Annotated in this window: 25 protein-coding genes, 1 tRNA gene, 1 pseudogene and 1 riboswitch; of the genes and pseudogenes, 17 read left to right on the top strand and 10 right to left on the bottom strand. The window is 62.2% G+C overall.

Annotation, left to right across the window (positions count from 1 at the left end; genetic code table 11):
• Positions 1–4 precede the first annotated feature (4 nt).
• Together AC1D2G_RS05615 and AC1D2G_RS05620 are read right to left on the bottom strand one after the other, a co-directional pair.
• Positions 5–664, bottom strand: a complete 660-nt coding sequence (locus AC1D2G_RS05615) for a response regulator transcription factor (protein WP_095082229.1) — start codon at positions 662–664, stop codon at positions 5–7.
• Positions 665–788: 124 nt separating this feature from the next.
• Entirely contained in the window at positions 789–1,217 is a 429-nt protein-coding gene (locus tag AC1D2G_RS05620; protein WP_477225382.1) for a hypothetical protein, read from the bottom strand.
• A gap of 107 nt (positions 1,218–1,324) precedes the next feature.
• Between AC1D2G_RS05620 and AC1D2G_RS05625 the strand changes: the two genes are divergently transcribed.
• Entirely contained in the window at positions 1,325–1,675 is a 351-nt protein-coding gene (locus tag AC1D2G_RS05625; RefSeq protein ID WP_477412589.1) for a DUF952 domain-containing protein, read from the top strand.
• On the top strand, positions 1,672–2,751 hold the full coding sequence (locus AC1D2G_RS05630) for a quinone-dependent dihydroorotate dehydrogenase (RefSeq protein ID WP_477412591.1): 1,080 nt from the start codon (positions 1,672–1,674) through the stop codon (positions 2,749–2,751). The genes AC1D2G_RS05625 and AC1D2G_RS05630 overlap by 4 nt, the downstream gene beginning before the upstream one ends.
• Here AC1D2G_RS05630 and AC1D2G_RS05635 read toward each other — a convergent pair.
• Complete coding sequence (locus tag AC1D2G_RS05635) at positions 2,744–4,084, bottom strand: MATE family efflux transporter (RefSeq protein ID WP_477413050.1); 1,341 nt, start codon at positions 4,082–4,084, stop codon at positions 2,744–2,746. The genes AC1D2G_RS05630 and AC1D2G_RS05635 overlap by 8 nt on opposite strands.
• A 132-nt stretch (positions 4,085–4,216) precedes the next feature.
• Here AC1D2G_RS05635 and AC1D2G_RS05640 point away from each other — a divergent pair, with 132 nt between their 5' ends.
• Positions 4,217–5,122 carry a histone deacetylase family protein gene (locus tag AC1D2G_RS05640; RefSeq protein ID WP_477412593.1) on the top strand — a complete coding sequence of 302 codons (906 nt, stop codon included), beginning with the start codon at positions 4,217–4,219 and terminating at the stop codon, positions 5,120–5,122.
• Positions 5,123–5,176: 54 nt separating this feature from the next.
• Here AC1D2G_RS05640 and AC1D2G_RS05645 read toward each other — a convergent pair whose 3' ends face one another.
• Complete coding sequence (locus AC1D2G_RS05645) at positions 5,177–5,440, bottom strand: DUF6460 domain-containing protein (RefSeq protein ID WP_457153262.1); 264 nt, start codon at positions 5,438–5,440, stop codon at positions 5,177–5,179.
• Positions 5,441–5,944: 504 nt separating this feature from the next.
• Here AC1D2G_RS05645 and AC1D2G_RS05650 point away from each other — a divergent pair.
• From AC1D2G_RS05650 to AC1D2G_RS05680, 7 genes and pseudogenes are all read left to right on the top strand, one after another.
• A pseudogene (locus AC1D2G_RS05650) lies at positions 5,945–6,401 on the top strand (outer membrane protein); the annotation flags it as partial.
• Between the two features lie 221 nt (positions 6,402–6,622).
• A complete protein-coding gene (locus AC1D2G_RS05655; protein ID WP_457153268.1) occupies positions 6,623–7,642 on the top strand; it encodes a glycosyltransferase family 2 protein in 1,020 nt (339 codons plus the stop codon).
• Positions 7,635–8,336, top strand: a complete 702-nt coding sequence (locus tag AC1D2G_RS05660) for a class I SAM-dependent methyltransferase (protein WP_477412595.1) — start codon at positions 7,635–7,637, stop codon at positions 8,334–8,336. The genes AC1D2G_RS05655 and AC1D2G_RS05660 overlap by 8 nt, the downstream gene beginning before the upstream one ends.
• Positions 8,337–8,346: 10 nt before the next feature.
• A complete protein-coding gene (locus AC1D2G_RS05665) occupies positions 8,347–8,790 on the top strand; it encodes a GtrA family protein (RefSeq protein ID WP_477412597.1) in 444 nt (147 codons plus the stop codon).
• A 35-nt stretch (positions 8,791–8,825) separates the two neighbouring features.
• Positions 8,826–10,307: a hypothetical protein gene (locus tag AC1D2G_RS05670; RefSeq protein ID WP_477412598.1), complete on the top strand. Its 1,482-nt coding sequence runs from the start codon at positions 8,826–8,828 to the stop codon at positions 10,305–10,307.
• Positions 10,308–10,519: 212 nt separating this feature from the next.
• Positions 10,520–12,409 (top strand): acyltransferase family protein, encoded by a 1,890-nt coding sequence (locus AC1D2G_RS05675; protein ID WP_477412600.1) that lies wholly within the window; start codon positions 10,520–10,522, stop codon positions 12,407–12,409.
• Between the two features lie 93 nt (positions 12,410–12,502).
• Positions 12,503–12,576, top strand: a tRNA-Gly gene (locus AC1D2G_RS05680).
• Here the strand turns inward: AC1D2G_RS05680 and AC1D2G_RS05685 are convergent.
• Positions 12,565–12,816 (bottom strand): hypothetical protein, encoded by a 252-nt coding sequence (locus tag AC1D2G_RS05685; protein WP_477305159.1) that lies wholly within the window; start codon positions 12,814–12,816, stop codon positions 12,565–12,567. The two genes, AC1D2G_RS05680 and AC1D2G_RS05685, sit on opposite strands and share 12 nt — an antisense overlap.
• A 110-nt stretch (positions 12,817–12,926) precedes the next feature.
• Positions 12,927–13,916, bottom strand: coding sequence for a LysR family transcriptional regulator (locus AC1D2G_RS05690; RefSeq protein ID WP_477305157.1), 990 nt, complete (start codon positions 13,914–13,916; stop codon positions 12,927–12,929).
• 311 nt (positions 13,917–14,227) lie between these two features.
• On the opposite strand from AC1D2G_RS05690, the gene chvE reads away from it, so the two are divergent.
• The 5 genes from chvE to AC1D2G_RS05715 all read left to right on the top strand — a co-directional run bounded on the left by chvE (position 14,228) and on the right by AC1D2G_RS05715 (position 19,895).
• Positions 14,228–15,298: a multiple monosaccharide ABC transporter substrate-binding protein gene (gene chvE, locus AC1D2G_RS05695; RefSeq protein ID WP_184877702.1), complete on the top strand. Its 1,071-nt coding sequence runs from the start codon at positions 14,228–14,230 to the stop codon at positions 15,296–15,298.
• Positions 15,299–15,419: 121 nt separating this feature from the next.
• Positions 15,420–16,952, top strand: coding sequence for a multiple monosaccharide ABC transporter ATP-binding protein (gene mmsA / locus AC1D2G_RS05700; protein ID WP_477225370.1), 1,533 nt, complete (start codon positions 15,420–15,422; stop codon positions 16,950–16,952).
• On the top strand, positions 16,949–18,241 hold the full coding sequence (gene mmsB, locus AC1D2G_RS05705) for a multiple monosaccharide ABC transporter permease (protein WP_095082262.1): 1,293 nt from the start codon (positions 16,949–16,951) through the stop codon (positions 18,239–18,241). Before mmsA ends, mmsB begins: the two co-directional genes overlap by 4 nt.
• 192 nt (positions 18,242–18,433) lie before the next feature.
• Complete coding sequence (gene araD1 / locus AC1D2G_RS05710) at positions 18,434–19,426, top strand: AraD1 family protein (protein ID WP_477412602.1); 993 nt, start codon at positions 18,434–18,436, stop codon at positions 19,424–19,426.
• 16 nt (positions 19,427–19,442) lie between these two features.
• Positions 19,443–19,895, top strand: coding sequence for a hypothetical protein (locus tag AC1D2G_RS05715; RefSeq protein ID WP_477412604.1), 453 nt, complete (start codon positions 19,443–19,445; stop codon positions 19,893–19,895).
• An 18-nt stretch (positions 19,896–19,913) separates the two neighbouring features.
• Here AC1D2G_RS05715 and AC1D2G_RS05720 read toward each other — a convergent pair whose 3' ends face one another.
• On the bottom strand, positions 19,914–20,687 hold the full coding sequence (locus AC1D2G_RS05720; RefSeq protein ID WP_095084265.1) for an ABC transporter substrate-binding protein: 774 nt from the start codon (positions 20,685–20,687) through the stop codon (positions 19,914–19,916).
• Positions 20,688–20,787: 100 nt separating this feature from the next.
• On the bottom strand, positions 20,788–21,882 hold the full coding sequence (locus AC1D2G_RS05725; RefSeq protein WP_477412606.1) for a 2'-deoxycytidine 5'-triphosphate deaminase: 1,095 nt from the start codon (positions 21,880–21,882) through the stop codon (positions 20,788–20,790).
• A 155-nt stretch (positions 21,883–22,037) separates the two neighbouring features.
• Positions 22,038–22,115, top strand: a riboswitch (SAM riboswitch).
• 56 nt (positions 22,116–22,171) lie between these two features.
• On the opposite strand from AC1D2G_RS05725, the gene AC1D2G_RS05730 reads away from it, so the two are divergent.
• The gene (locus AC1D2G_RS05730) at positions 22,172–23,362 is read left to right on the top strand and encodes an O-succinylhomoserine sulfhydrylase (RefSeq protein WP_477412608.1); all 1,191 of its coding nucleotides are present in this window, start codon (positions 22,172–22,174) and stop codon (positions 23,360–23,362) included.
• 14 nt (positions 23,363–23,376) lie between these two features.
• On the opposite strand, the gene AC1D2G_RS05735 is transcribed toward AC1D2G_RS05730, so the two are convergent.
• On the bottom strand, positions 23,377–24,528 hold the full coding sequence (locus AC1D2G_RS05735) for a ceramide glucosyltransferase (RefSeq protein ID WP_477412610.1): 1,152 nt from the start codon (positions 24,526–24,528) through the stop codon (positions 23,377–23,379).
• A gap of 223 nt (positions 24,529–24,751) precedes the next feature.
• On the opposite strand from AC1D2G_RS05735, the gene apaG reads away from it, so the two are divergent.
• Positions 24,752–25,144, top strand: coding sequence for a Co2+/Mg2+ efflux protein ApaG (gene apaG, locus AC1D2G_RS05740; protein WP_013897267.1), 393 nt, complete (start codon positions 24,752–24,754; stop codon positions 25,142–25,144).
• Between the two features lie 42 nt (positions 25,145–25,186).
• Here the strand turns inward: apaG and AC1D2G_RS05745 are convergent, their stop codons facing one another.
• Positions 25,187–26,221 carry an Hsp33 family molecular chaperone gene (locus AC1D2G_RS05745; RefSeq protein ID WP_477412612.1) on the bottom strand — a complete coding sequence of 345 codons (1,035 nt, stop codon included), beginning with the start codon at positions 26,219–26,221 and terminating at the stop codon, positions 25,187–25,189.
• Positions 26,222–26,253 lie beyond the last annotated feature (32 nt).

The raw sequence follows: 26,253 nt of genomic DNA on the forward strand, positions 1-26,253 counted from the left end.
CGTGTCAGCCGGCCGGCTGCAGCGGGTCGCTGCCGATCTTGGACAGCAGGATCACTGCCTGGGTGCGGCTATCGACGCCGAGCTTCTGCAGGATAGCCGACACATGCGCCTTGATTGTCGCCTCGGAGACGCCGAGTTCATAGGCGATCTGCTTGTTGAGCAGGCCCTCGGCCAGCATGCCGAGCACGCGGGTCTGCTGCGGGGTCAGCGCCTGCAGGCGCTTGATCAGGTCGGAAATCTCGGGATCGCGCTCGACGCCGAGATCGATGCCGACGGGCGCGGCGATGTCGCCGGCAAGCACCGACTGCACGGCGTCGCGGATCTCCTCCATGCTGGCCGACTTGGAGATGAAGCCAGAAGCGCCGAGATCGAGCGCACGCCTGATGGTCGCCGGATCGTCATGCGCCGAGACCACGACAAGCGGCACCGCCGGATGGATGCCGCGCAGCGAGATCAGGCCGGAAAGGCCGCTGGCGCCCGGCATCGACAGATCGAGCAGCACCAGATCGACATCTTCGTTGGCTACGACCAGCGCCTTGGCGCTCTCGAAATCACCGGCCTCGTGGATTGCCGCGACATTGCCGATGCCGGCGAGCGCTTCGCGCAGCGCACCGCGAAACAGCGGGTGATCGTCGGCGATGACGAAAGAATAGCCTGACGGCAAATGTCCCTCCCCGAATCCCTATGATTTTTTAGCTCTTTGCGGGACCAGTTGGACGATTATCAGGGGCTGCGCGCTGTTTTCAAGCAGCAAAGCCAGCGCGCCGCGTTTTCCCTGTTTCGAGCGCTCAGGTCTTCTGCGAGTTGAGCTGCGCGCCGTTGTCCTTGTCCATATCCTTGACGATGCCCATGAAACCACGCAGGAATCGCTCCATGTAGCTCATCGTCTTGTTGAAATCCTCCTCGCTCGGCAATTGCGATTCGAGGCGGGCGGAGAGCGAGTTCTCGAGCTTGGTGACGCGCTCGTCCATCGCCTTCATCGAGGTCTGAAGGCGGTCGACCTCGTCCTGGAAAGCAGCGCGTTCGTCGGCCGCCATCTTGCAGACGAGCTGGCCGGAGCGTTCCTCGCAGATCGACATCGCACCGGTCTGCGTGTCCATGCGGACGTAGCCGTTACCAGACTTCTCCAGCCGGTAGCGGTCGGTTTCTTCCGAATAAGCTGAAGCCGCGACCAGCGAAACGAGCGCGGCGGGGATCAAGATGTGCTGCAGACGCATGTTGTCCTCCATGGCCAAAGCCTGATTTATCGCATGTTTGCGCCGGAATTGGGGAAGACCCTTGGCGTGGTCTTTCCCGCGTGGCTGGTTCGGACTATAGCGCAACCATGTCTCAGTTTATCTACAAGATAACCCCGGAAGCGCCTTGGCGCGAGGCCGAAGCCAATGGCCGCTTCACCGGCGCGCCGATCGATGCTGCCGATGGCTTCATCCATTTCTCCACGGCAGGGCAGGTCAGGGAAACGGCGGCGAAGCATTTTGCCGCCCAGACCGGCCTCCTGCTGGTCGCCATCGACGGCTCGCGTCTGGGCGCCGCGCTGAAATACGAGGTCTCGCGRGGCGGCGCGCTGTTTCCGCATCTCTATGGCGTGCTGGACCTGAAAGCTGTCCTTTGGGTCCGACCGCTGCCGCTTGGCGCCGACGGTACCCACCAATTCCCGGCACTGGAGGCCGAATGAGCGTGCTCGACCGGCTCGGCCAGAAACTGCTGTTCACATTCGATCCGGAAACCGCGCATGGCATGTCGATCGCAGCGCTGCGATGCGGCCTGCCTGTCGGCGCGCGGACAACGCGCGATGCGCGGCTGAAGGTGACGGTCTGCGGCCTCGATTTCCCCAACCCGCTCGGCATGGCGGCCGGCTATGACAAGAACGCCGAGGTGCCTGATGCGGTGCTTGGGCTCGGCTTCGGCTTTGCCGAGGTCGGCACGGTCACGCCGCTGCCGCAGGCCGGCAACCCGAAACCGCGGATCTTCCGGCTGACGGCGGATGAGGCGGTGATCAACCGGCTGGGCTTCAACAATGAAGGCCACGCGGCCGCCGAAAAGCGCCTCACCGCCCGTAAGGGGCGCGGCGGCATCGTCGGCGTCAATATCGGCGCCAACAAGGACAGTGCCGACCGCATCGGCGACTATGAGCACGGCGTCGACCGCTTTGCGCCCTACGCCAGCTATCTGACCGTCAACGTCTCCTCGCCCAACACGCCGGGCCTGCGCAACATGCAGGCGCGCGAGCAGCTCGGCGAGCTTTTGTCACGCGTCATGGCGGCGCGCGCCGCAGCAACGGCGCAGCCACCGGTCTTCCTCAAGATCGCTCCGGACCTGCTCGAGGCCGAGCTGGAAGATATCGCCGCCGAGGTCACCGAGAAGCGGATCGACGGTGTCATCGTCTCCAACACCACCATCTCCCGGCCAGGGCTGAGCACCGGCGACGCCGCGCGCGAGACCGGCGGGCTCTCCGGCAGACCGCTGTTCGAACGCTCGACCAGCGTGCTGGCCAGGATGCGCAAACTGCTCGGGCCAGAGCTTGCCATCATCGGCGTCGGCGGCGTCGATTCGACCGACGCGGCGCTGGAAAAGATCCGAGCCGGCGCCGATCTCGTTCAGCTCTACACCAGCATGATCTATGCCGGCCCCGCACTGCCGGGCCGGATCGTCGCCGGGATGGCACGCTTTGCCGAAACGGGGCACCTCAGATCCATTCGCGATTTGCGCGACAGCCATCTCGATCAATGGGCGTCGAAACCGCTCAGCTGAATGCCGTCCGCAGTCGCAGCCGCAAAATCGTCAGCAGGCTGAAGCCTCGTGCGAGCAGGAAGACGTGCAGCGCCGCCCACAGGCCATGATTGCCAAAGGCAGGCGCCAAGGTGAGCAACGCGACTACAAAGACCAGGAACGACAGCAGCATCATGTTGCGCATGTCACGCGACCAGGTCGCACCGATGAAGACGCCATCCATCTGGAATGCCAGCACGCCGCTCAACGCGGTGAACGCTGCCCATGGCAGGTAGATATCGGCCACTGAACGGACCTCCACCGACGTCGTCACGAGAGCGACCAGATTGGCGCCGGCCAGCAGCAGCACCAGGGTCGCCGCACCCGCCAGCCCGAACCCCCAAAACAAGGTGAGCCGCACGGCCTGCCGGAACGGTGTTGCCGCACGCGCGCCGACGGCACGGCCGGCCAGTTGTTCGGCAGCGGTGGCAAAGCCATCGAGGAAATAACCGGCAACGAGAAAGAAATTCATCAGGACGGCGTTGGCGGCCAGCGTCACCGTGCCGAACTGCGCACCCTGGCGGGTGAACAGTGCGAAGGCGGCCAGCAGCGAGAACGAACGGATCATGATGTCGCGGTTGAGCGACAGCATGCGCAGGAAGGCGGCCATGTCGAGCAGGCGGTGGCGTGGCAAGGACGGCGCCGCCCGGAATCGGAGGACCACGATCGCCAGGCCGAGCAGCATGGCGAGGAACTCCCCGGCGACGGTAGCCCAGGCGACGCCTGCAACGCCCCAGCCAAGCTTCAATCCAAGCAGGAAGCAGAGCGCGATGTTGATGCCGTTCAGCACCAATTGCAGCATCAGCCCGAGCCCGCCCTCGCCGCGCCCCAGGACATAGCCGAGGATGGCATAGTTGATCAGCGAGAAGGGGGCTGCGAGCATCCTGATGTGGATATAGACGGCCATTGCCTCGCTAACGCGCGGTTCGGCGCCCATGAACTTTTGCCCGGCGATGGCAACCAGCGGCGCAAGTGCGGCGAGCACGATGCCGGCGACAACCGCGATCAGCACGGCGCGCCAGAACACTGCCTGTTCCTCCAGTTCGTCGCCGCGCCCGAAGGCCTGGGCGACGAGGCCGGTGGTGCCCGAACGCAGGAAATTGAACGTGGTGAAGACGACGTCGAAAACAAGTGCGCCTGCCGCCAGGCCGCCGAGCAAGGCGGCGTCGCCGAACTGGCCGACGACAGCCGTGTCGACCAGGCCGAGCATCGGTGTCGTCAGATAGGCGAGCGTCATCGGCACCGCGATGGCGAGCACGGACCGGTTGGTGACGACAAAGGACCTGGCGTCGGCTGGGATTGCACCCTTGTCCAGAGGATTGCTGCCTTGCTGATTGCGGCTTGATCGAACAGCCGGTGTGCCCCATTTTGCCGGCATCGCGCAATCACCCATCCCGTGACGGCCAACCGAATCCCCGACCTGGCGCGAGCCCGCCGGACCGAGTTCATGCCCCTGCAGATCGTCCACCATCCCGACTACGACGCCGGCTTCGCCGTCAACCATCGCTTTCCGATGAGCAAATATCCGCTGCTGATGGAAGCCTTGCGCGCGCGCGGTCTGGCCGGGCCCGGCGCGCTCAACATCGCCGAACCGGCGCCGGCATCATGGCTGAAACTTGCCCATGCGGCGGAGTATGTCGACCAGGTCATCAACTGCTCGGTGCCTGAAAAAATCGAGCGCGAGATCGGTTTTCCGGTTGGCCCACGTGTCTCCTTGCGCGCCCAGCTTGCCACCGGCGGCACGGTACTGGCGGCGCGGCTCGCCTTGCACCACGGCATCGCCTGCAACACCGCCGGCGGCAGCCATCACGCGCGGCGCGCGCAAGGCGCCGGCTTCTGCACCTTCAACGATGTCGCTGTCGCCGCGCTGGTCCTGCTTGCCGAGGGCGCCGCACAGAACATCCTGGTCGTCGACCTCGACGTGCATCAGGGCGACGGGACGGCCGACATTCTCGCGGGCGATCCACGTGTGTTCAGCTTTTCCATGCATGGCGACCGCAACTACCCTGCGCGCAAGATCGCCTCCGACCTCGATGTCGCGCTGCCCGACGGCACAGGTGACGCTGCCTATGTCGAAAGGCTCGCCGCCATCCTGCCGGAACTGTCGGCCCAAGCGCATTGGGACATCGTCTTCTACAATGCCGGCGTCGACGTCCATGCCGAGGACAGGCTTGGACGGCTGTCGCTATCGGATGACGGTCTGCGCGCCCGCGACGACATGGTGATCAGCCATTTTCGCACGCTGGGCATTCCCGTCTGCGGCGTCATCGGCGGCGGTTATTCAACCGATGTGGCAACGCTCGCCGCTCGCCACGCCATCCTGTTCGAGGTGGCGTCAAGCTATATCAGATAATCCTTTACGCATGATCTTGTCCGAAAACCGGTTCCCACTTTTCGGGATCATGCTCTACTTCCGGTAGCTGGCGATCCTGATCAGGATGAAGGCCGGGACGACGATCGCCGCACCCAGCAAGATGTAGCCGAGAAAGCGATCGATGGCGTGGAAGCCGAGATTCCAGAGATCGGTGAAGAACTTCCGGATGCCATAGAACACGTCCATCGGCGACCAGCCGAAGGCATTCATGACCAGGCCGACGAGAAACGACACCACAAGCAGCTTCAGGATCACCCTGAGCGGCGAGTCGCCGAGAAAGCGCGTCAATGCGGACAAGGCCCGTCTCCCGATTGAGGTGCCCAGACTCGAGGGCGTCGGCCCAGACATACGCACTTGGCTTCCCAGCTTCAAGCCGACAGGTTTGCCAGGATAGCCTAGGCCTTGGGCGAGACAGAGCGCGGCACTGTAGTGCGAATGATACTGATCGAGCCCATGCCGATTTTCTAAGAATCGGTAAACAGCACCTATCTAATTTGTTGAAAATACAGCGAAAAATCTTCATTTTTCGATTTCCCGCAATGTGCGTGCAATTTTCGCCTGCGAGATGATCCACGTCTTTCAGGCAGAGGTTGCGCGAAAGATCCGGTCACCCACGACTGCCTTGCGTCAGTTCCCGTGGCCAGCGCGACCGTTCCCGGCGAGACAAGTGAGCGGGAGCGCGACCGTCCCAATGGTCAGGCTCCCAAGAGATCAACCTGCGTATCTTCGGATGCGCGTGCGTGTTGGAGTAATGCAATGTCCCCCCAAGCAATGATGCTGCTGACGGCAAGTGCGCTTGCCATGTGCCTGAACGGCTCGGCAATGGCTGCCGATCTTTTCGCCTGCCTACAACGATCGTCCCGCCTTTCAGTGGAGCGGCGCCTATGTCGGCGTACATGGCGGCACGGCATTCACAGGATGCCGAACCCGTTTGCCGGCAGAAACGGCCTCAGCGGCGGTATCCAGGCCGGCTACAATCAGCAAGTAGGCCCGGGAGTCCTGGGGGCCGAGATTGAAGGCTCCTACCTGGGCGGCGCCGAGCACGACGTCGAGGGCGGCAAGGTCAAGGAAAAGTGGCGCGGTGCCGCCAAGGCCAGGGCCGGCGTAGGCTTCGACCAGACGCTACTGTTCGGAACCGGGGGCGTTGCGCTGACCAAAGGGCGAAAAGGTCAGCAGCACCGACGGATGGAAACACGGCTATCTCTTCGGCGCCGGTATCGAGCAGGGTTTCGCCGGCGGCCTCTCGGCCAAGGTCGAACCTTGCCCGGCAGATTGCGCTTCTGCATGACGGCACCATCCGGATATTGGCTGGGTCCTGGCGCGGCGCGCGCATCCGCATGGAACTGCCGGTTCGGTCGTGACCGTGGCCGCCGGGCGAGAGGCCGGCCAATGGCCGCGACCGACCCCGCTGGCTTATCTGTTTTCTAACCAATTGCCGCTATTCCCAATCGAATAGCGGGAGCAAGGCATTTGGTGGAGATGGAGAAAAACACCGCGCGACGCGCCGTCATGCTGTCGGTGGTCGTCCCATGCTACAATGAACTGGATGGGGTGGCCGAACTTCATCGACGGGTGACGGCCGCATGCCTGGAACAGGGATCCTCCTATGAGATCGTGCTTGTCATCGACGGCGCGACCGACGGTACACGCGAGGCCATTTTCCAATTGGCAGAAAAGGACGACCATGTCGTCGCCATCGACCTTGCCCGCAACTACGGCCACCAGATCGCGTTGAGCGCGGGGCTCGAGTTCTGTCGCGGCCAGCGCATTCTCATTCTCGATGCCGACCTGCAGGATCCGCCTGAACTGCTCGGCGCGATGATGGCGAAGATGAATGAAGGCTTCGATGTCGTTTACGGCCAACGGCAGAGCCGCGACGGGGAAAGCTGGTTCAAGCTCGCCTCCGCCTCGATGTTCTATCGCTTGCTGCGCCGCATGGTCGATGTCGAGATCGCTTCGAATTCAGGGGATTTCCGGCTGATGAGCCGCCGCGCGCTCGACCATCTGAACGCGATGCCCGAACGCTACAGGTTCATTCGCGGCATGGTGAGCTGGATCGGGCTGAAGCAGGTGGCCTTCCCCTATGAACGGCATCGGCGCTTTGCCGGCACCACCCACTATCCCCTGAAGAAGATGGTTCTTCTGGCGGTCGACGCGATGACCAGCTTTTCCATCGCACCCTTGCGGTTCGCCTCGCTGCTTGGAATGTTGTTCGGGCTTCTGGGCCTGGTCGTGCTCGGCTACACCCTGGTCGAATGGTCGGTCGGAAACGTGTTGCCCGGCTGGACCAGCCTTGCCGCGATCGTGCTGATCCTTGGCAGCGTCCAGCTTATGGTGCTTGGTATCTTCGGAGAGTATCTCGGGCGCATGTACATGGAGACAAAGCGGCGGCCGCTTTACTTCGTCAACGAGATCGTTTCGCGCAGCCAGGCAGTCGAGGACAAGGATCTGCCCGTCCACCGCCTGCAGGAGATGGCAAAGAGGGCCGCACGTGCTTGAAGCGGAGTTCGACCAGTTTGCACGGGAATACCAGGAGCAGCATGCCGCGAGCATAAGGCTGAGCGGCGAAACGCCGGACTTCTTCGCCAAGTACAAGATCGACGACATCGCCGCGACTCTGCGGCGGGCCGGCGTGAAACCGCGACGGATACTCGACTTCGGCGCCGGTGTCGGCAACTCGCTCGGCCATATGCGCAACGCCTTTCCCGACAGCGAGATCACCTTGCTCGATCCTTCGCGGGAATCGCTCGACATCGCCAGCAAGCGCTTCCCCGGCCAGGCCGCCTTCACGCATTTCGACGGCGAGACAATTCCCTTTGCCGACGGCACCTTCGACCTGGCTTTCGCGGCCTGCGTCTTCCACCACATTCCCGAAGATCTCCAGGTCGGACTGCTCGCGGAGATTGGCAGGGTGCTGGCCGATGGCGGCAGCTTCTTTGTTTTCGAGCACAATCCGTGGAACCCGCTGACCACGCACGCGGTGAGAAATTGCGCCTTCGACGAGAACGCGGTTTTGATCAATTCGCACGAGATGCGCAGGCGCATGGCCGAGGCTGGTCTTGCCAACACCCGGATCATCTACCGGATCTTCTTTCCTCGGCTGCTTGCGCGGCTGAGGCCGTTCGAGCGTTTCCTCACCAAGATTCCTGTCGGAGCCCAATATTTTGCGCATGCGGTCAAACCTGCCGTTTGACTATCCGAGGATGCTGCGATTTGGCGTCGTCGGTCTGTTGAACACGGCGCTGGGCTACGCCGTCATTCTGGCCGGACTTGCGTTGGGTTTTGGCGACATCGTCGCCAATGCCACGGGCTTTGGCGCCGGCCTTGTCCTCGGCTTCTTCCTCAACCGCCAATGGACCTTCACCAGCGCCGATGGCTTCCGGTCAGGAACCCTTTTGCGATATGGGGGCGTCTTCCTGGTCGCCTACAGCATCAATCTGGCAGTCGTGATCGCCGCCCGGTCAGCAGGCATCACAGAAAGCCCCCTGGTTCACCTCGCGGGAATCTGCGTCTATTCGGTTGTTTTCTACCTCGGTTCGGCTCACTTCGTGTTTGTCGGGCGCGGAGGTCGCGAAGACGATGAAGCCGACCGGAACCTTCCGATGGCCGGTGGGTCTCGGCGGATGCCGACCAGTCGAAATCCTTGAACCAACTGTCATCGGAAGCGATTAGAGGCGGCGCCATGAACAACGCTCAGGCCAGTGYGGGCGCGGCAACGTACGATCAGCGTATCCAACTGATATTCTGCCTGTTCACCGCCTGTATCATGGCGGCGGTGCTGGCCGCCTTTGCCCCTTCCATCCTGCAGGATCCCGACAGTTGGTGGCAAGTAAAGGTAGGACTGGATCTCCTGGCAAGCCGGACATTTCCGACAGTCGACCCTTATTCCTACACGTTTGCCGGCCAGCCATGGATCGCCAAGGAATGGCTGGGGCAGGTCCTTTTGGCTCTTGCCTACCGGGCGGGAGGCTGGAACGGCGTGGTCACGCTGATCATCGCCATGATTTCCCTGACGGTTTTCCTGATGGGGTGGTTTCTCAGCAGATGGCTGAAGCCGATCCTGTCGATTGCGCTGGCCTTCATTGCAATGGCCCTGATCACCCCGATCTTTACGGGGCGTCCACATATCTTCACTTTCCCGATCATCGTCGTCTGGACGGCGATGCTCTTTCGTGCGGCATGGGAAGAACGGGCGCCACCCTGGTGGCTGCTTGTGCTGGTTGTGTTGTGGGCGAACCTGCACGCCACCTTTACCTTGAGCTTCGTCATAGCAGCTTTCGCCGGTCTCGATCTGCTGACGCGTACAGGTCTCACAAAACCGGCCCTCGTGGCGAAATGGATCGCATTTGGTCTGCTTTGTCCGCTGGTCAGCCTGATCCACCCCTATGGCGTCCAGGCCATCCTGGCGACCTTCGCCGTGGCCTATGGCAACGAGGCGGTGTCGCTGATCGCGGAATGGCGACCGTTCAATGCGCAGGATCTCGTTGTCCAGGAAGTTGCGATGCTGGTGGGGCTGTTCGGGCTGCTGGTGTCACGGTTGCGAATTGGCTGGGCCAAGGCGTTGTTCATCGTCTTCACCTTGCATGCCTTTCTCGCCCATCTGCGTTTCATGTATCTGTTCTTCCTCCTGGTTCCGGTGGTGATCGCGATGGAGGTCGCACAGCAATATCCCTCGCTTTCGGCTACCGCATGGCTGGCTGAAAAGCGCGACGGACTGGAACAATTCTTCGCCAGGCGGTTTTACGCGATCTGCGGCGCGGCAGCTGTTTTGGTCATCGGCGCGGTCGCCGTGTTCGGCAGCGTCTATCAGGTCGCGCCGAGCCCGAAGACGTCGGCCAGCGGGGCGCTGGCGTTCGCCGAAAGCCATCATCTGTCCGGCAACGTGCTGAATTCCTACAATTTCGGCGGCACGCTGATCTTCCACGGGATCAAGACCTATATCGACGGTCGGACGGACCAGCTGTTCCTCGGTGGTTTCACAAAAGCCGATGACGAGACGGGACACAGCAACGGCAAGCCGCTTCTCGAAGCCCAGCTGAAGAAATACGCGATAGGCTGGGCACTGCTGGCAGCCGACGACAGTCGCATTCCCTTCTTCGACCAACTGGGCTGGAAGCGGGCCTATTCGGACGATCATGCGGTGATCTACCTGCCCGGCGCCTGATCCCGCCGCGCCGGCGCGGATCGGCCTCGCCGGCATTCGAACTGGCACATGCCTTGACACTCATGTTGCGGTGCAGCAAAATTGCGCCGCAGAGGATAGGCATGTGAGACCGACGAGCCGGAACTTTTTGCACGAGCGGGACATCGCCGTATGAGCGGCGTCTTGAACTCGCAGAACCAAAGCTTCCGGCTGCGGCGCGCGAGCCTGTCCGGATGAACTACAGGCGCGACATCGACGGCCTTCGGGCCGTGGCGGTGCTGCCCGTCCTGCTTTTCCACTTCGGCGTCTCCGCCATTCCCGGCGGCTTCACCGGCGTCGACATCTTCTTCGTCATATCGGGCTATCTGATCAGCGGCAGTCTGCTCGACGATCTCGAGCGCGGCGAGTTTTCGATCGGTCGCTTCTATTGGCGCCGCGCACGGCGCATCCTGCCGGCGCTGATCTTCGTCATCCTGCTCGCCAGCATTGCCGCCTGGTTCATCCTGCTGCCGTCGGACCTGCACGAATTCAGCTTGAGCGTGATCGCCGCCTCGACCTTCTGGTCGAACATCTATTTCTGGAAGACGACGAACTATTTCTCCATCGACGCCGAACTGCGGCCACTGCTTCACACATGGTCGCTTTCGGTCGAAGAGCAGTATTATATCTTCGCGCCGATCCTGCTCTATTTGATTTACCGATATGTCTCGAAGCGCTGGCTGACGGTACTGCTGCCGATCGCCATCGGCAGCTTTGCAGTGGCGGTCATGGCAACGTCGCTTGCGCCGACAGCCGGCTTCTACCTTTTGCCGACGCGCTTCTGGGAACTGGCGCTTGGCGCCATGCTGATGCTGAAGAAGCCGCCGGCGCTTGCCAGCCGGTTGGCGATGGAACTTATCGGCCTCGCCGGCTTTGCCCTGATCGCCTTCGGCTTTCTAACGATTTCGGAGAGCGACCCGTTTCCGGGTTACAATGCCTTGTTCCCCTGCATCGGAACCGCCCTGCTCATCTATGCGGGCCACGATCACCCCGGCGCCGACAGGCCGGCACCTCTTGCGACCCGCGTCCTTCGGTTCGCGCCGCTGGTGTGGGTTGGCCTCATTTCCTATTCGCTCTACCTCGTTCACTGGCCGATCAATTCCTTCGTCCACTATCTCTCGCTGAAGGCCATCGGCGTGCCGACGGTCATCGCGATGATGGTGGCCAGTTTCGCCCTGGCGACATTTTCCTGGAAGTATGTCGAGCAGCCGTTTCGCCGGAAACGGGCGTTCACCGCCCCATTGCCGATCTTCGCCTTTTCGTCGACGGCGATCGTCCTGCTCTGTGTCGGCGGGTTGGCCGGCGCGCTCGGCGGTGGTTTTCCGCAACGGTTCCCGGACTTCTCGACGGAGCCGATCCGGGTCGGCGACTGGCGCAACGGCGTCTGCTTCAACGAAGGGGCCGGCATCGACACCTGGAACCTCGCCGACTGCACCCGCACCCAAGGCTTTGCCACCAACGTGCTTTTGTGGGGCGATTCCTTCGCCGCCCACTATGTTTCGGGACTAGACGCCAACGCCCAGAAAATCCAGGCCAATGTCATCCAGTACACCTACGCCGGCTGCCCGCCCGACCTCACCTATTTTTCCTATGCCCGGCCAAGCTGTACGCTTTTCAACGAACGGGCCCTGTCGATTATCCGCGACGCCAACATCCAGGCGGTGATACTGAGCGGCCGATGGACCGACTACCAGGTCAGGGGCTTCGATGGCCTGCAAAAAACGATCGATCGGCTTCGCGACATGGGCGTCAAGGTCTATGTCATCGGCCAGTCGCCGGAATTCATCGCCGACGTCCAGAAAATCGCTTTCTTCGCAAGACGGGAGCATGTCGGGAATACGTCGTGGCCGACGGCCATGGATCCGGGCATCAACAAGCGGGTGCTGCCGTTCGCCAAAGGGGCGACATTCATAGATCCGCTGGCATATCTGTGCGATCCCGCCGGCTGTTCGTACGCCGATGCCGACAGCAAGCAATTTCTCTATTTCGATTATGGTCACTTCTCTTCCGCCGGCGCGACATTAGCCATCTCGAAGTACTGGCCAAGCTTTGCCGCCGGCAACAAGCTCGCGAGGGCAAGATAGCAATCGCAGGTCGATAGGCATCACCGCACCCTGCGGTGTAAAAGCCGCTTTGCGATTGCCCGAAGGCCAACCCGCATGGTAACGAGGGATCGCGCGGGTATGATGTAATGGTAGCTTGTCAGCTTCCCAAGCTGAACGCGAGGGTTCGATTCCCTCTACCCGCTCCAGCCCATGGCGCCAGCAACAATTTCAGCGCCCGCCTGTTCGTCGAACACAACCGAGCAGCCTCGTGCAAGCGCAACCGTTGCAAGCGCGTTTGCCACTACGTCATCCGATGAGACGAAATCGCCGGTCAGTACCCGCAATTCTTCCACGCCTTCAGCCATCGACACGAAATTCCCGACCGATCGTTCGTGCTTGCAGGCCTCGACCACGCAAAGCAGGTCGATCATTTCGAAGCTGCGCATGTTCGGTCTCCTGAAGAAATCGTCCCTTGCAGGGATATGAACGCATCGGCAGGAAATAATGTTCCCGCCTTGCTGTTCGCCAGCCCCGAACTCGACGCCTGGCGGAGACGTCATCCCACCTCTCGCAGGATGAAGTCGTGCAGCATCTTGGCGGCCGGCGACAGCACACGGTTCTTCACCGTGATCAGGCTGTAGGGCCTGACCTCGATGTCGAATTCGGTCTGGACGACGTCGATAGCGCCGGCCAGCCCGTCGGGATTCTGGATGAATTTCGCCACCTGGACCGATACCGGTGCAATCGCATCGGAATGTGCGACCATGACCAGGGTCAAGAGCAGCGAGCTGGTGTTGAGGATACGGTCGGGCAAAGCGATGTTGCGGTTGAGGAAATTGCTCTCCATCGCCTGGCGCAAAGGCGACCCGCCCGACTGGAAAACCCAATCGTAGGCGGCGGTGTCCTCCAACCGCACCGCCTCACCCTTGGTGAGCGGATGACCCCGGCGCACGATCAGGCAGGCCTTCTCGACGCCGATCACTCGCGACTCGAACAGCCGTGGATTGAGATCGTCAGGGATGCGCGCGATGATGAAATCATGGCGCGTGGCGATCAATTCGCGTGCCAGCACGTTGGAGGTCTCGACCTGCATGGTGATCTCGATGCGCGGATAGATGCGGCGGATTTCGCGAATCGCCGGCACCGCCAGCTCGATTGCCGGTGCCGTCACAGCGCCGAGGAACACCGAGCCGCCTTTGCCCGCCTTAAGTTCGGAAATTTCGCGGTCGACCTCTCGCATTTCCAGGAGGATCGAGCGCGCGCGCCTGGATAATGCCTTGCCGAAAGGCGTCAAGGTGATGCCGCGCGGCAGCCTTTCGCACAGCTTGACCTCCAGCACGGCCTCCATTTCGCTGATCATGCGCGAAGCCGCCGGCTGAGAAATGTTCATAACCTGGGCTGCCGCGCTCACCCGGCCATGGTCGTCGAGCGCGACGATCATGCGCATATGGCGTAAGCTGAGGCCACTGCGCAGCAAGGTTTCGCCGTCGCCCGGCATCTCTCTGTAACCATTTGAAATCGCACTCGGATTCCTTAGCGCCGCCATAACCTCTCCTTGCTTCTGCTCGCAGGCGGCCAGCGGTCGTGCCAGCCGTCTCGCCTCGATAGCATATACCAATATTGATATAGCAATCATCAAAGATCGCATTTGACAGTTATGGCAAAGGATCACAACCTTCGCGCGTTCCGAGACGCGACGGTCGCAGACGAGAAAAATCGTATCGATTGAAATCAGCGCCTCGGGGCCATGGGAGGATACCGGAGATCGATATGACGGCAGCAGTGCCTTGGCGCTTCTGCACGATTGCGCGGCCCGCGACCCCCGGGGTGCCGCGTCCATCAACCAGGGAGAGTTAAGTGAAAATCATCAAGACGTTAGTCGCCGCCTTGGCGGTCAGCATCGCGGCCATGTCGGCCACCGCCTACGCAGCCGACAAAGGCCTCGTCGGCGTGCTGATGCCCACCAAGACCTCGCAGCGCTGGATCAACGACGGAGACGCCGTCAAGTCCCAGCTCGAGGCTCTGGGCTACACCGTCGACCTGCAATATGCGCAGGACGACATTCCAAACCAGCTCAGCCAGCTGGAAAATGAAATCACCAAGGGCCCGAAGGCGCTGATCATCGCCTCAATCGACGGCACCACCCTGTCGGACGCGCTGCAGAAGGCCGCTGACGCCGGCGTCGTCGTCGTCGCCTATGACCGCCTGATCAAAAAGACCGCCAACGTCGATTACTACACGACCTTCGACAATTTCGGCGTCGGCGTCATCCAGGCGAATTCGCTGGTCAAGGGCCTCAAGGAGCGTTTCCCGAACACCAAGCCGTGGAACGTCGAACTGTTCGGCGGCTCGCCCGACGACAACAACGCCTTTTTCTTCTACAATGGCGCGATTTCCGTCCTGCAGCCACTGATCGACGACGGCTCGATCAAGATCAAGTCCGGCCAGACCGGCATGGACAAGGTCGGCACGCTGCGCTGGCTGGCGGCCACCGCTCAGGCCCGCATGGACAATCTGCTTTCGGCCAACTACTCGGACGGCAGCCGCGTCGATGGCGTTCTGTCGCCCTATGACGGCCTGTCGCGTGGTATCACCGCATCGCTGCGCGCTGTCGGCTACGGCACGGACGCTCAGCCCTGGCCGATCGTGACCGGTCAGGACGCCGAGACCGCCTCGGTCAAGCTGATCATCTCGGGCGAGCAGTACTCGACCGTGTTCAAAGACACCCGCGAACTGGCCAAGTCGACCGTTGAGCTCGTCGACAAGGTGCTGTCGGGTGGCAAGCCGGATGCCCTCGACACCAAGACCTACAACAACGACGTCAAGGTCGTTCCCTCGATCCTCTTGACGCCGCATGAAGTCGACAAGTCGAACTACCAGGCGCTGGTCGTCGACTCCGGCTACATCAAGGCCGACGAGCTGAAGTAATTCGGTTTCAAATCCAGGGGTCCTGCGCAACGCAGGGCCCCTTTTCGTTCACCAGCAGGCCCGGTATTGTTACCGACCTCGCCGGCAGTGTTTGCCGACCTCTCAGGGAGCGGTAGTCCCAATGGCCTCGACGATTTTGGAGATGCGCGACATCACCAAGACGTTCCCCGGCGTGAAGGCGCTGTCGAACGTCAACCTCAGCGTCGAGGAAGGCGAGATTCATGCCGTGGTCGGCGAGAACGGCGCCGGCAAGTCGACGCTGATGAAGGTGCTCTCGGGCGTCTATGCGTCCGGCACCTATGATGGCGCGATCGTCTACCGTGGCGAGGAATGCCATTTCAAGGGCATTCACGACAGCGAGCACAAGGGCATCGTCATCATTCACCAGGAGCTTGCACTGGTGCCGATGCTGTCGATCGCCGAAAACATTTTCCTTGGCAACGAACACGCCAGATTTGGCATCATCGACTGGAATGCCAACGAGACACGTACCAGCGCCTTGCTGAAGAAGGTGGGCCTCAAGGAGGACCCCAAGACGCTGATCACCAATATCGGCGTCGGCAAGCAGCAGCTGGTCGAGATCGCCAAGGCGCTCAGCAAGGAAGTGCAGCTGCTGATCCTCGACGAGCCGACGGCGAGCCTGTCCGAAAAGGACAGCCAGGCACTGCTGGACCTGCTGCTCGAATTCAAGCGGCAAGGCATCACCTCGATCCTGATCTCGCACAAGCTCAACGAGGTGAACCGGGTCGCCGACAAGGTCACCATCATCCGCGACGGACGGACCATCGAAACACTTGCCAAGAAAGACATTTCGGAGGACCGCATCATCACCTCGATGGTCGGCCGTTCGCTCGACGACCGTTATCCGCCGCGCGAGCCCAAGATCGGCGAGGTCGTGCTCCAGGTGAAGAACTGGTCGGTCTATCACCCAATCCATGCCGAGCGGCAGGTGATCAAGGGCATCGATATCGATGTCCGCAAGGGTGAGGTGGTCGGCATTGCCGGGCTGATGGGCGCCGGACGCACCGAATTCGCCATGAGCCTGTTTGGCCGCTCCTATGGCCGCCGCATCACTGGCGACGTGCTGCTCAAGGGCAAGCCGATCGATGTTTCGTCGGTGAGCAAGGCTGTGGAACACGGCATTGCCTACGTCACCGAGGACCGCAAGACCTACGGTCTCAATCTCATCGATCACATCAAGCACAACATCACGCTGGCCAACCTGCCCGGCGTGTCGCGCCACGCCGTGATCGACGACCTGCGCGAACTTGCCGTCGCCAATGACTACAAGGCCAAGACCAACATCCGCTCGTCCAGCGTCTATCAAATGACCGGCAATCTGTCGGGCGGCAATCAACAGAAGGTGGTGCTGTCGAAATGGCTGTTCGCCAATCCGGAAGTGCTGATCCTCGACGAGCCGACGCGCGGCATCGACGTCGGCGCCAAGTATGAAATCTACACCATCATCGCCCGCCTCGCCTCCGAGGGTAAGGCGATCATCGTCATCTCGTCGGAGATGCCAGAACTGCTCGGCATCACCGACCGCATCTACGTCATGAACGAAGGCCGCATCGTCGGCGAAATGGCGGCGAGCGAAGCCAGTCAGGAAAAGATCATGCGCGCCATCGTTCGGGGAGAAGGAAAAGCATCATGACCACCGAAAGCGCTCCCGCGCCGAAAAGCGGCGTCGCCGAAGATGTGCAGCAGGGGCCGCGTGTGGCCGTCTCGGCGCTGATCACGAATCTGCGCGAGTACGGCCTGATCCTGGCGCTGATCGCCATCATGGTGTTCTTCCAGTTCACCACGTCCGGCACGCTCTTCAAGCCGGTGAACCTGAGCAATTTGGTGCAGCAGAACAGCTTCATCATCGTGATGGCGCTGGGTATGCTTCTGGTGATCGTTTCGGGCCATATCGACCTCAGCGTCGGCTCCGTCGCCGGTTTCATCGGCGCGCTGGCGGCAATGATGATGGTCATCTGGCCGCTTGGCCCCCTCAGCAATCCGCTGGTTGTATCGATCATCTGCCTCATCATCGGCGGCGGCATCGGCGCGGCCCAAGGCTACTGGATTGCCTATCACCGAATACCGAGCTTCATCGTGACGCTGGCCGGAATGCTCATCTTCCGCGGCATCTGCCAGGCGCTGCTGGGTGGCGGGTCTTCCGTGGGACCGCTTCCAGATGGCTTCAAGGCGCTCAGTTCCGGCTTCATTCCGGACGTGATCGGCCCCTTGACGCTGATCCCGCCGACGGTGAACGCCGCCGGCAAGACCATAATCGGCAGCGGCCTGACGCTGCACATGACGACGATCCTGATCGGCGTCGTCGCCGTGCTCGCCTATGCGTATTTCGGGCTCAAGGCACGGCGCACGCGCGAGCAGCACGGCTACGAAGCCGAGCCTTTCACGCTGTTTGTCATCAAGACCCTGGTGACCAGCGCGCTGGCGCTGTTCCTAGTCTACCAGTTCGCCAGCTACAGGGGCCTGCCGATCGTTCTCATGGTGATGGGCGTGCTGATCGCACTGTTCGTGTTCGTCACCAAACGCATGACGATCGGCCGGCGCATCTACGCAATGGGCGGCAATGCCAAGGCGGCACAGCTATCGGGCATCAAGACCGAGCGACTGACGCTGATGGTGTTCGTCAATATGGGCGTGCTGTCGGCGCTTGGCGGCCTGATCATCGCGGCCCGCCTTGGGCAGGCAGTGCCGGCGGCAGGCCTTGGCAGCGAGCTTGACGTCATCGCCGCGGTGTTCATTGGCGGCGCCTCGGCGATGGGTGGTGTCGGCCAGGTCATCGGAGCGGTGGTCGGCGGCTTCATCATGGGCGTGATGAACAACGGCATGTCGATCATGGGCGTCAATGTCGACTGGCAGCAGGTGGTGAAAGGCCTGGTGCTGCTCGGCGCGGTGGTGTTCGACGTCTACAACAAGAACAAGGGCTGAGGGAACCAGGAAGGCATACGGGTCACATCGCGGCGCTGCCCGGCGGCACGAAAAGAAGTCCCTGAGGGACCAGGCTCGCGAGCGCAATCCGAATGGAGAATTTCACCCGTGGCATGGACGAGGTCCTGGCCGCGCTGGGCAAGGTTTGCCGCCCCGGCAGCCCCTGCCAAGGCAAATGAGAGAGGATTCATCATGCTGATCTCCCAGATTCTCGATGACGCCGAGACCATCCGCGTCGTTGCCCGCAACGGCGGCAAGACCCGGATCATCAATGGCGCGCGCAGCGTCTATTCGCTGGCGATGGAGGCCGCCCGCACCGGCGTCGGGCTCGTCGCGCTGATCGAACGCAAGGGGCTTGGCGAGACAATCGATCTCGATGCCGCCTACAAGAAGGGGCGGCTGCTCTCGCCGATCAACCACCCCGATCCGGCGCACCTGCATCTGACCGGCACCGGACTGACGCATCTCGGATCGGCCGCGACGCGCGATTCCATGCACAAGAAGCTGAGCACGGACGGCGAGGAGGAACTGACCGATTCGATGAAAATGTTCCGCATGGGGCTGGAGGGCGGCAAGCCGGCGAAAGGCCAGATCGGCGTGCAGCCGGAATGGTTCTACAAGGGCAACGGCACGATGGCGGTGGCGCCAGGCGCCGCACTGCTGTCGCCGGCTTTCGCCAAGGACGCCGGCGAAGAGCCGGAAGTGGCCGGCATCTATGTCATCGGCGACGACGGCGCGCCGTTCCGTGTCGGCTTCACGCTGTCGAACGAGTTTTCCGACCACGTCACCGAGCGCGTGAACTATCTGTTCCTGGCCCACTCCAAGCTGCGCAACGCCTCATTCGGGCCGGAAATATTGATCGGCGACTTGCCCTCCGACATCCGCGGCAGCTCGCGCATCTATCGCGACAACGAGGTGCTGTGGGAAAAGCCGTTCCTGTCTGGCGAAGCGAACATGTCGCACACCATAGCCAATCTCGAACACCACCACTTCAAATATGCGGCTTTCCGCCAGCCGGGCGACGTGCATGTGCATATGTTCGGAACGGCGACGCTGTCCTTCGCCGACGGCATCAAGACCGAGGCCGGCGATGTGTTCGAAATCGAGGCCAAGGATTTTGGCCTGCCGCTGCGCAACCCACTCGAGATCGAGCAGCCGGTGAAGGTGGCGGTGAAGGCGCTTTGAGATAGCGGAGTGGAAAATGAACAGAATGCGGCTTGTCATTTTGTTCGCGGGCCTGGCCCTGTTCCTGATCCAGCCGCCATCGGTGGCCTTTAGCGCTGGTCAGTGCAGCGCCAAGTCCTACCGTGAAGCCCACTCGGCGATGACGAAGCGTCTTCTGGCAACTGGTTATTCGAAAGCACAAGTAGGCTTTCTGATGGGCAATACGGATCGTATAACGTCCGCGCTTCGCAGCGACAGGCTGAACGACAATGCCAGAGCCTGCGGTATCGACTCCGCCAGGGCCCATATTCTCGGTTGCCTGGACAAGCAGTTGTTTCCTTTGAAGTCCGGCTCAAGCGCCTCGCTCGATGAGGAGAAACCGACCAGAGGATTTTGGGGCAGGAAACGCTTGGCCGTACGCGAACTGCTCTTTGTCGGCCAATTTCATGGCTGTCTGGGCGCCGCGAAAGAGCATCTCTTTCGCGGCTGACCCGGACGGGGTTCAACCTCAATAAATATCGAAGTCGAAGTACTTGGCCTGGATCTTCTTGTAGGTACCGTCGGCGACGATGGCGTCTATTGCCGCATTGAGCTTGTCGCGCAGCGCGGTGTCTTCCAGGCGAACGGCAATGCCGGCCTGGGTCTCCGTGCCCTTGACGTCACCGACCAGCTTGCAGCAGCCGTCGCTTGCCTTCTTCAACCAGTCCACCAGCACGAATTTGTCAGAGATGACGGCATCGAGACGGCCGTTCGTCAGATCGGTGATCGCCTCTTCCTGGGTCGGGTAGAGTTTCGCCTCCGCGCCAGCCTTGCCATAGACATTCTGGGCATAGTCGGCCTGCGTGGTCGAAGCCTGGGCGCCGACCGTCTTGCCGGCAAGCGCTGCTGGTTCGGTCGAGGTGAGTTCGGTATCCTTCGGCGCCACCAGCGCGAGCGGTGTCGTATAGTATTTGTTGGTGAAGGAGACCTGCTTCTTGCGCTCCTCGGTGATGCTCATCGAGGCGATGATGGCATCGAATTTCTTGGCCTGCAGGGCGGGGATGATGCCGTCCCAGTCCTGGGTGACGATCTCGCACTCGACCTTCATCTGCGCGCACAGCGCATTGGCGATGTCGATATCGAAGCCGACGACTTTGCCGTCCGGGGTGATGGTGTTGAACGGCGGATAGGCACCCTCGGTGCCGATCTTCAGTTTCTCAGCAGCCTGCGCCGACAGAGAGCCGGCCGCCATCAGCAACACGGCAGCACCTGCTGCCGATATGATCCATTTTGAAATCCGCATTTTCTTGGTTCCCCTTGAACGCCGCCAACTTGGCGACCAGAAAGCCAGCCAAGCATGACGAGCCAGCGCAGGCAAGTGTATTGCCCGACGGGAATTGGGTTCAGCGCGCTGGGCGGAAATGCTTGGACAGCTTCAGGCCTTGCGCCTGGTAGTTGGAGCCGAGATCGGTGCCGTAGAGCGCCTGCGGCCGCTTCAGCATATGCTCGTAGACCAGCCGGCCGACGATCTGGCCATGGTCGAGGATGAACGGCACTTCGTGGCTGCGCACTTCGAGCACCGCGCGACTGCCGGTGCCGCCGGACGCCGAATGGCCGAAACCCGGATCGAAGAAGCCGGCATAGTGGACGCGGAACTCGCCTACCAGCGGATCGAACGGCGTCATCTCGGCGGCGTAGAGCGGCGGCACATGCACCGCTTCCTGGCTGACGAGGATGTAGAATTCATCGGGATCGAGCACCAGTTCGCCGGCGCCGCTCTTGTGGATCGGCTCCCAGAAGTCGACGACCTCTTGTGCCGCGCGCTTGTCTACATCGACGAGACCGGTGTGATGCTTGCCGCGATAGCCGACCAGGCCATTCTGATCGCCGTTGAGATCGATCGACAGCGCGATCCCGCCGCCGGAAATGTTCGGCGGCTCGGTTGCGACCAGCATCTCGGCGCGATGCAGGTCATGCAGCTCGGCTTCCGAGAGCAGTGCATTGCCGGTGCGGAAACGGATTTGCGACAGACGCGAACCGGTACGCACGACGATCGGAAAGGTGCGCGGGCTGACCTCGAGATAGAGTGGGCCGTGATAGCCGGTGGCGATCTTGTCGAACTCGTGGCCGCGATCGGTCATGACGCGGGTGAAGATGTCGAGCCGCCCGGTCGAACTCTTCGGATTGGCCGAGGCCGAAATGTCCGCCGGCAATGCCAGGCTTTCAAGCAAGGGCACGATATAGACGCAGCCGGTCTCCAGCACCGCGCCCTCGGCAAGATTGATCTCGTGCAGCTGCAGCCGGTCGAGCTTTTCCGAAACCTTGTGGTTGGGGCCCGGCAGGAACGAGGCCCGCACCCGCCAGGCCTTGTCGCCGAGCCGCAGATCCAGGCTCGCCGGCTGGATCTGATCGGCATCGAACGCGCGCGCCGACTTCAGCGCACCGGACTGGAACAGCGCCGAAATGTCCTGATCGGGAAGAATGCCTGTCTGCCGCAAGGCTCCACTCCTAGGCCAGGCGATTCTTGGGGCCAGGCGGTTTTCTGTTCGCAGGTTCCTGCCGCAAAACCGTGGAACACTGCTGCGGAACCTGCTTGGTACAAACCTCTTAATCAAGCCGGCAATTGACGCAAGCGTGGCGCGGGTCTAAAGGGTCGTTATCCCGTGGTGATTTGGCCGGTCGGCTTGCAGCCACGTTAAACAAGTCGCTAAAGGACCGTCGGGCCGCAAGGCCGTATGGACCGGTTGCGACTTTCGCGGCCGGTTTTTTTGTGTCTGGAACAAAGCGATGAGCACCAAGAAGCGTAACTGGAAGCCTCAAACGACACTCGTGCATAGCGGAACCCTGCGTTCCGGTTTCGGCGAAACCTCCGAGGCGATGTACCTGACCCAGGGCTATGTCTACGAAACGGCGCAGGCCGCCGAAGCCCGCTTCAAGGGTGAGGAGCCGGGGTTCATCTACTCGCGCTACGCCAACCCGACCGTCGACATGTTCGAAAAGCGCATGTGCGCGCTCGAAGGCGCCGAGGACGCGCGCGCCACCGCATCCGGCATGGCCGCGGTGACGGCCGCGCTGTTGTGCAGCGCCAGGGCCGGCGATCATATCGTGGCAGCACGCGCGCTGTTCGGCTCCTGCCGCTGGGTGGTCGAGACACTGGCGCCGAAATATGGCATCGAGGCGACGCTGGTCGACGGCACCGACATCGCCAACTGGGAAAAAGCGGTCAAGCCGAACACCAAGCTGTTCTTCCTGGAAAGCCCGACCAACCCGACGCTGGAAGTGGTCGACATCGCCGCGGTTGCCGCGCTTGCCAATTCGATCGGTGCGCGGCTGATCGTCGACAATGTCTTTGCCACGCCCCTGCAGCAGAAGCCGCTGCAGCTCGGTGCGCACATCGTCGTCTACTCGGCGACCAAGCATATTGACGGCCAGGGCCGCTGTCTCGGCGGCGTCATCCTGTCGGATAAGAAGTGGATCGACGAGAACCTGCACGACTATTTCCGCCACACCGGCCCCAGCCTGTCGCCGTTCAATGCCTGGACGCTGCTGAAAGGGCTGGAGACACTGCCGGTGCGCGTGCGCCAGCAAACGGAAAGCGCCAGCAGGATCGCGGATTTCCTGGCCGAGCGGCCCGAAATCGCCCGCGTCATCTATCCCGGCCGCGCCGACCACCCGCAAGCGGCCATCGTCAAGAAGCAGATGTCGGGCGGCTCGACGCTGATCTGCCTGGACGTCAAGGGCGGCAAGCAGGCAGCCTTCGCCTTGCAGAACGCCCTCGACATCGTGCTGATCTCCAACAATCTCGGCGATGCCAAGAGCCTGATCACCCATCCGGCGACGACGACGCACAAGAATCTGAGCGACGAGGCGCGTGCCGAACTCGGCATCGGGCCGGGCACGCTCAGACTGTCGGTCGGCCTGGAGGATACCGACGATCTTCTGGAAGACATCGAACAGGCGCTGAAGGCGGCCAAGTAAAAGGCCTTTGGCCATCAGGCGCCGGACGGCGTCTCTTCCAACTCGGCCGCCTTGGTGCCGATGGTCATCGCGTTGCCGCGCCAGTCGACGGCGCCACCCAGCCAGCCGCGCGCCCACATCGCCGGCAGGATCAGGTCGCGCATCATGATCGCCGCGACCATGCGCGGCGACAGGTACCAGCCTTTGGACCAGGCCAGGGCGCATTCCGGAAGGTAGAAGGCCGCCAGCACGGCAATGGCGGTTGCCCAGAGGCTGACGCCCGCGCTTGCCGCCGCCAACAGCGCGAGTGCCAGCGGCACCACTGCCCCGGTCAGGATTTCGGGTGCGAAAAACCATGGGAAGGTGACGCGGCGCAGGCGCGCCCAACGGGCCTGACGCGACCAGATTTCGTCAAAGGTGCGCCGGCCGAGCGGTTGCTCGAAGGGCGCGGCGACGAGATTGACGCGCAGGCCAAGGCCATTGACCAGCTTGGTCGCGGCAGCGTCCTCGGCGATCTCGGCGGCGAGCGCACGGATGCCGCCACTGGCGTCGAGCATCGGCTTGTTCCAGAGCATGCTCTTGCCCTGGGCAAAGCCGAGGCCAAGCGCCTCGCCGGCATATTGCCAGCGCGCTTGCAGCGTGTTGAGGAAAGCGCATTCGACCTCGGCCCAGAAGCCAGCGGGCCGCGAGCCTATCGGCGTCGAGCAGACAAGGCCGGTGTCGGGCCGCCATGCAGCCATCAGGTGCTGCACGTAGTCTCTCGGCATCAACACGTTGGAATCGGCCAGGACAACCCAATCGTGGCGCGCTGCCTCCCAACCCTTGACGCAATTGTTGAGTTTCGGATTGGCGCTGATGCGGTCGTCGCCGATCAGCAGCCGCGCCGGCACCTTGGGAGAACGGGCGATGGCGGCACGGATCAGCTTGACCACCGGATCGTCCGCATGGGCGACGCAAAAGACTAGTTCATAGCGCGGCCAGTCGAGCGAGAGGGCGCGCTCCAGCGTCTCCTGCGTGAACGGCTCGACGCCACGCGATGGCACGATAATCGACACCGGCAGCGGCTTGCCGGCCGGCGGCGCGATGGTGCGGTGGAGCTTCAGACGCGAAGCGGCGAGCAGGATGCTGGCGAGGTTTGAAAGGATGAGAGCGACCGAAAGCGAGGCGGCTATGAGGGTGAGTTCCATCGAGACCTGGCCACTCCAGAAAAGACGGCCCGCGTGATAGCCGTTTTCAACAGTTCGACAGAGCGCCGAGTCGCCCGCTTCGTGCACACCACCATTGTCATGTGTCACTTAAATGACATTCTTTGTCGGCACCTGCCTTTCAGGCCGGGCGCGACAAGACGCGCACGTTGACCCGCTCGCCCGGAGCGAGGACAGTTCGACCTGGATTGTTTTGGAGCCGCTTATGTACCGCGCCGTGACGCGCAACATCGAAGTGCAGGTCAGGCCGTTCTATCTGGAGGACCGTTCGGACCCGTCGGAGAACCGCTATGTCTGGGGCTATCAGATAACGATCGACAACCAGTCGGATGAGTTCGTGCAGCTGTTGTCGCGCTATTGGCACATCACCGACGGCACCGGACGGGTCGAGGAGGTAAGCGGTCCCGGCGTCGTCGGCGACCAGCCCGAACTCAATCCCGGCGACAGCTATCAATACACGTCCGGTTGCCCGCTTTCGACACCGTCCGGCATCATGGTCGGGCGCTACACGATGCGCAACAAGCGGGGCGAGACGTTCGACATCGCCATCCCCGCCTTCTCGCTCGATCTGCCGGGGACGCGGCGGACGGTGAATTAGCTTCGCCTCACCGGCCGCCAAGCAGCCGGTGAGGCACGTTCTCTATTGGGCCGCCGCAAATTCCGCCGGATCGAAGTCATATTGCTTCGAGCAGAATTCGCAGGCGACGTGGATGCCGCCGTCTTCGGTGCTGTCCTTGATCTCCTGCGCCGAGAAGCCCTCAAGGATGCCACGGATCTTGTCCCTCGAGCATGAGCACTGGTCGGCGACCGGAACGCCGCCGAAGACGCGCACGCCATGCTCGTGAAACAGCCTGTACAGCAGCCGCTCGGCGCCGATCGTCGGGTCGATCAGTTCGGTCGGCTCGATGGTGCCGAGCAGTGCCAGCAGCTCCTGCCAGGAATTGTCGGCCGGATCATGGATCTCCTCACGCGGATCGCCATCGCCGCCCGGCAGGTCCGGAACGCGCATGCGCTCGGGCGACTGCGGCAGGAACTGCGCCAGGATGCCACCGGCACGCCACTGCTCGCGAGTGCCGCCGACGCCAGGCGTCAGCAGCTTGGCTACCGAAAGCCTGATATCGGTCGGAATCTGCTCCGACTGGCGGAAATAGGTGCGGGCCGCGTCTTCCAGCGTTTCGCCATCGAGCTGGACGATACCCTGATAGCGCTGCGTGTGAGCACCCTGGTCGATGGTCAGCGCCAGCACGCCGCTGCCGAGCAGCGTCTGCTGAGACGTTTCGCCGGCCGCGACCAGCGCCTCCAGCCGGTCTGCATCGAAGCGGGCATAGGCGCGCAGTGCCGAGGGCGTGGAAAAATCCGCCACCAGCATGTCGACCGGCCCGTCGGTGCGGGTCTGCAGGATGAACTTGCCCTCGAACTTCAGCGAGGTGCCGAGCAGCACAGTCAGCACGCAGGCTTCCGCCAGCAAGCGGGCGACCGGTTCCGGATAGTCGTGACGGCTGAGGATGGCGTCGAGCATCGGCCCGAGCTGGACGGTACGGCCGCGCACATCGAGCGGGCCGACCTCGAAGGGCACGACGTGATCGTCGCCGGCGTAGCCGAATTCGCCGAGTTTGGGGTGATGTTCAGTCACTTGATAGGTTTCCAACATGACAATGCTCCAGGGCGCGGCCATGCCGCCCTGGAGGGCGCATGCTTCGAAACGCG

Source organism: Mesorhizobium sp. P2_C7, from assembly GCF_056404515.1.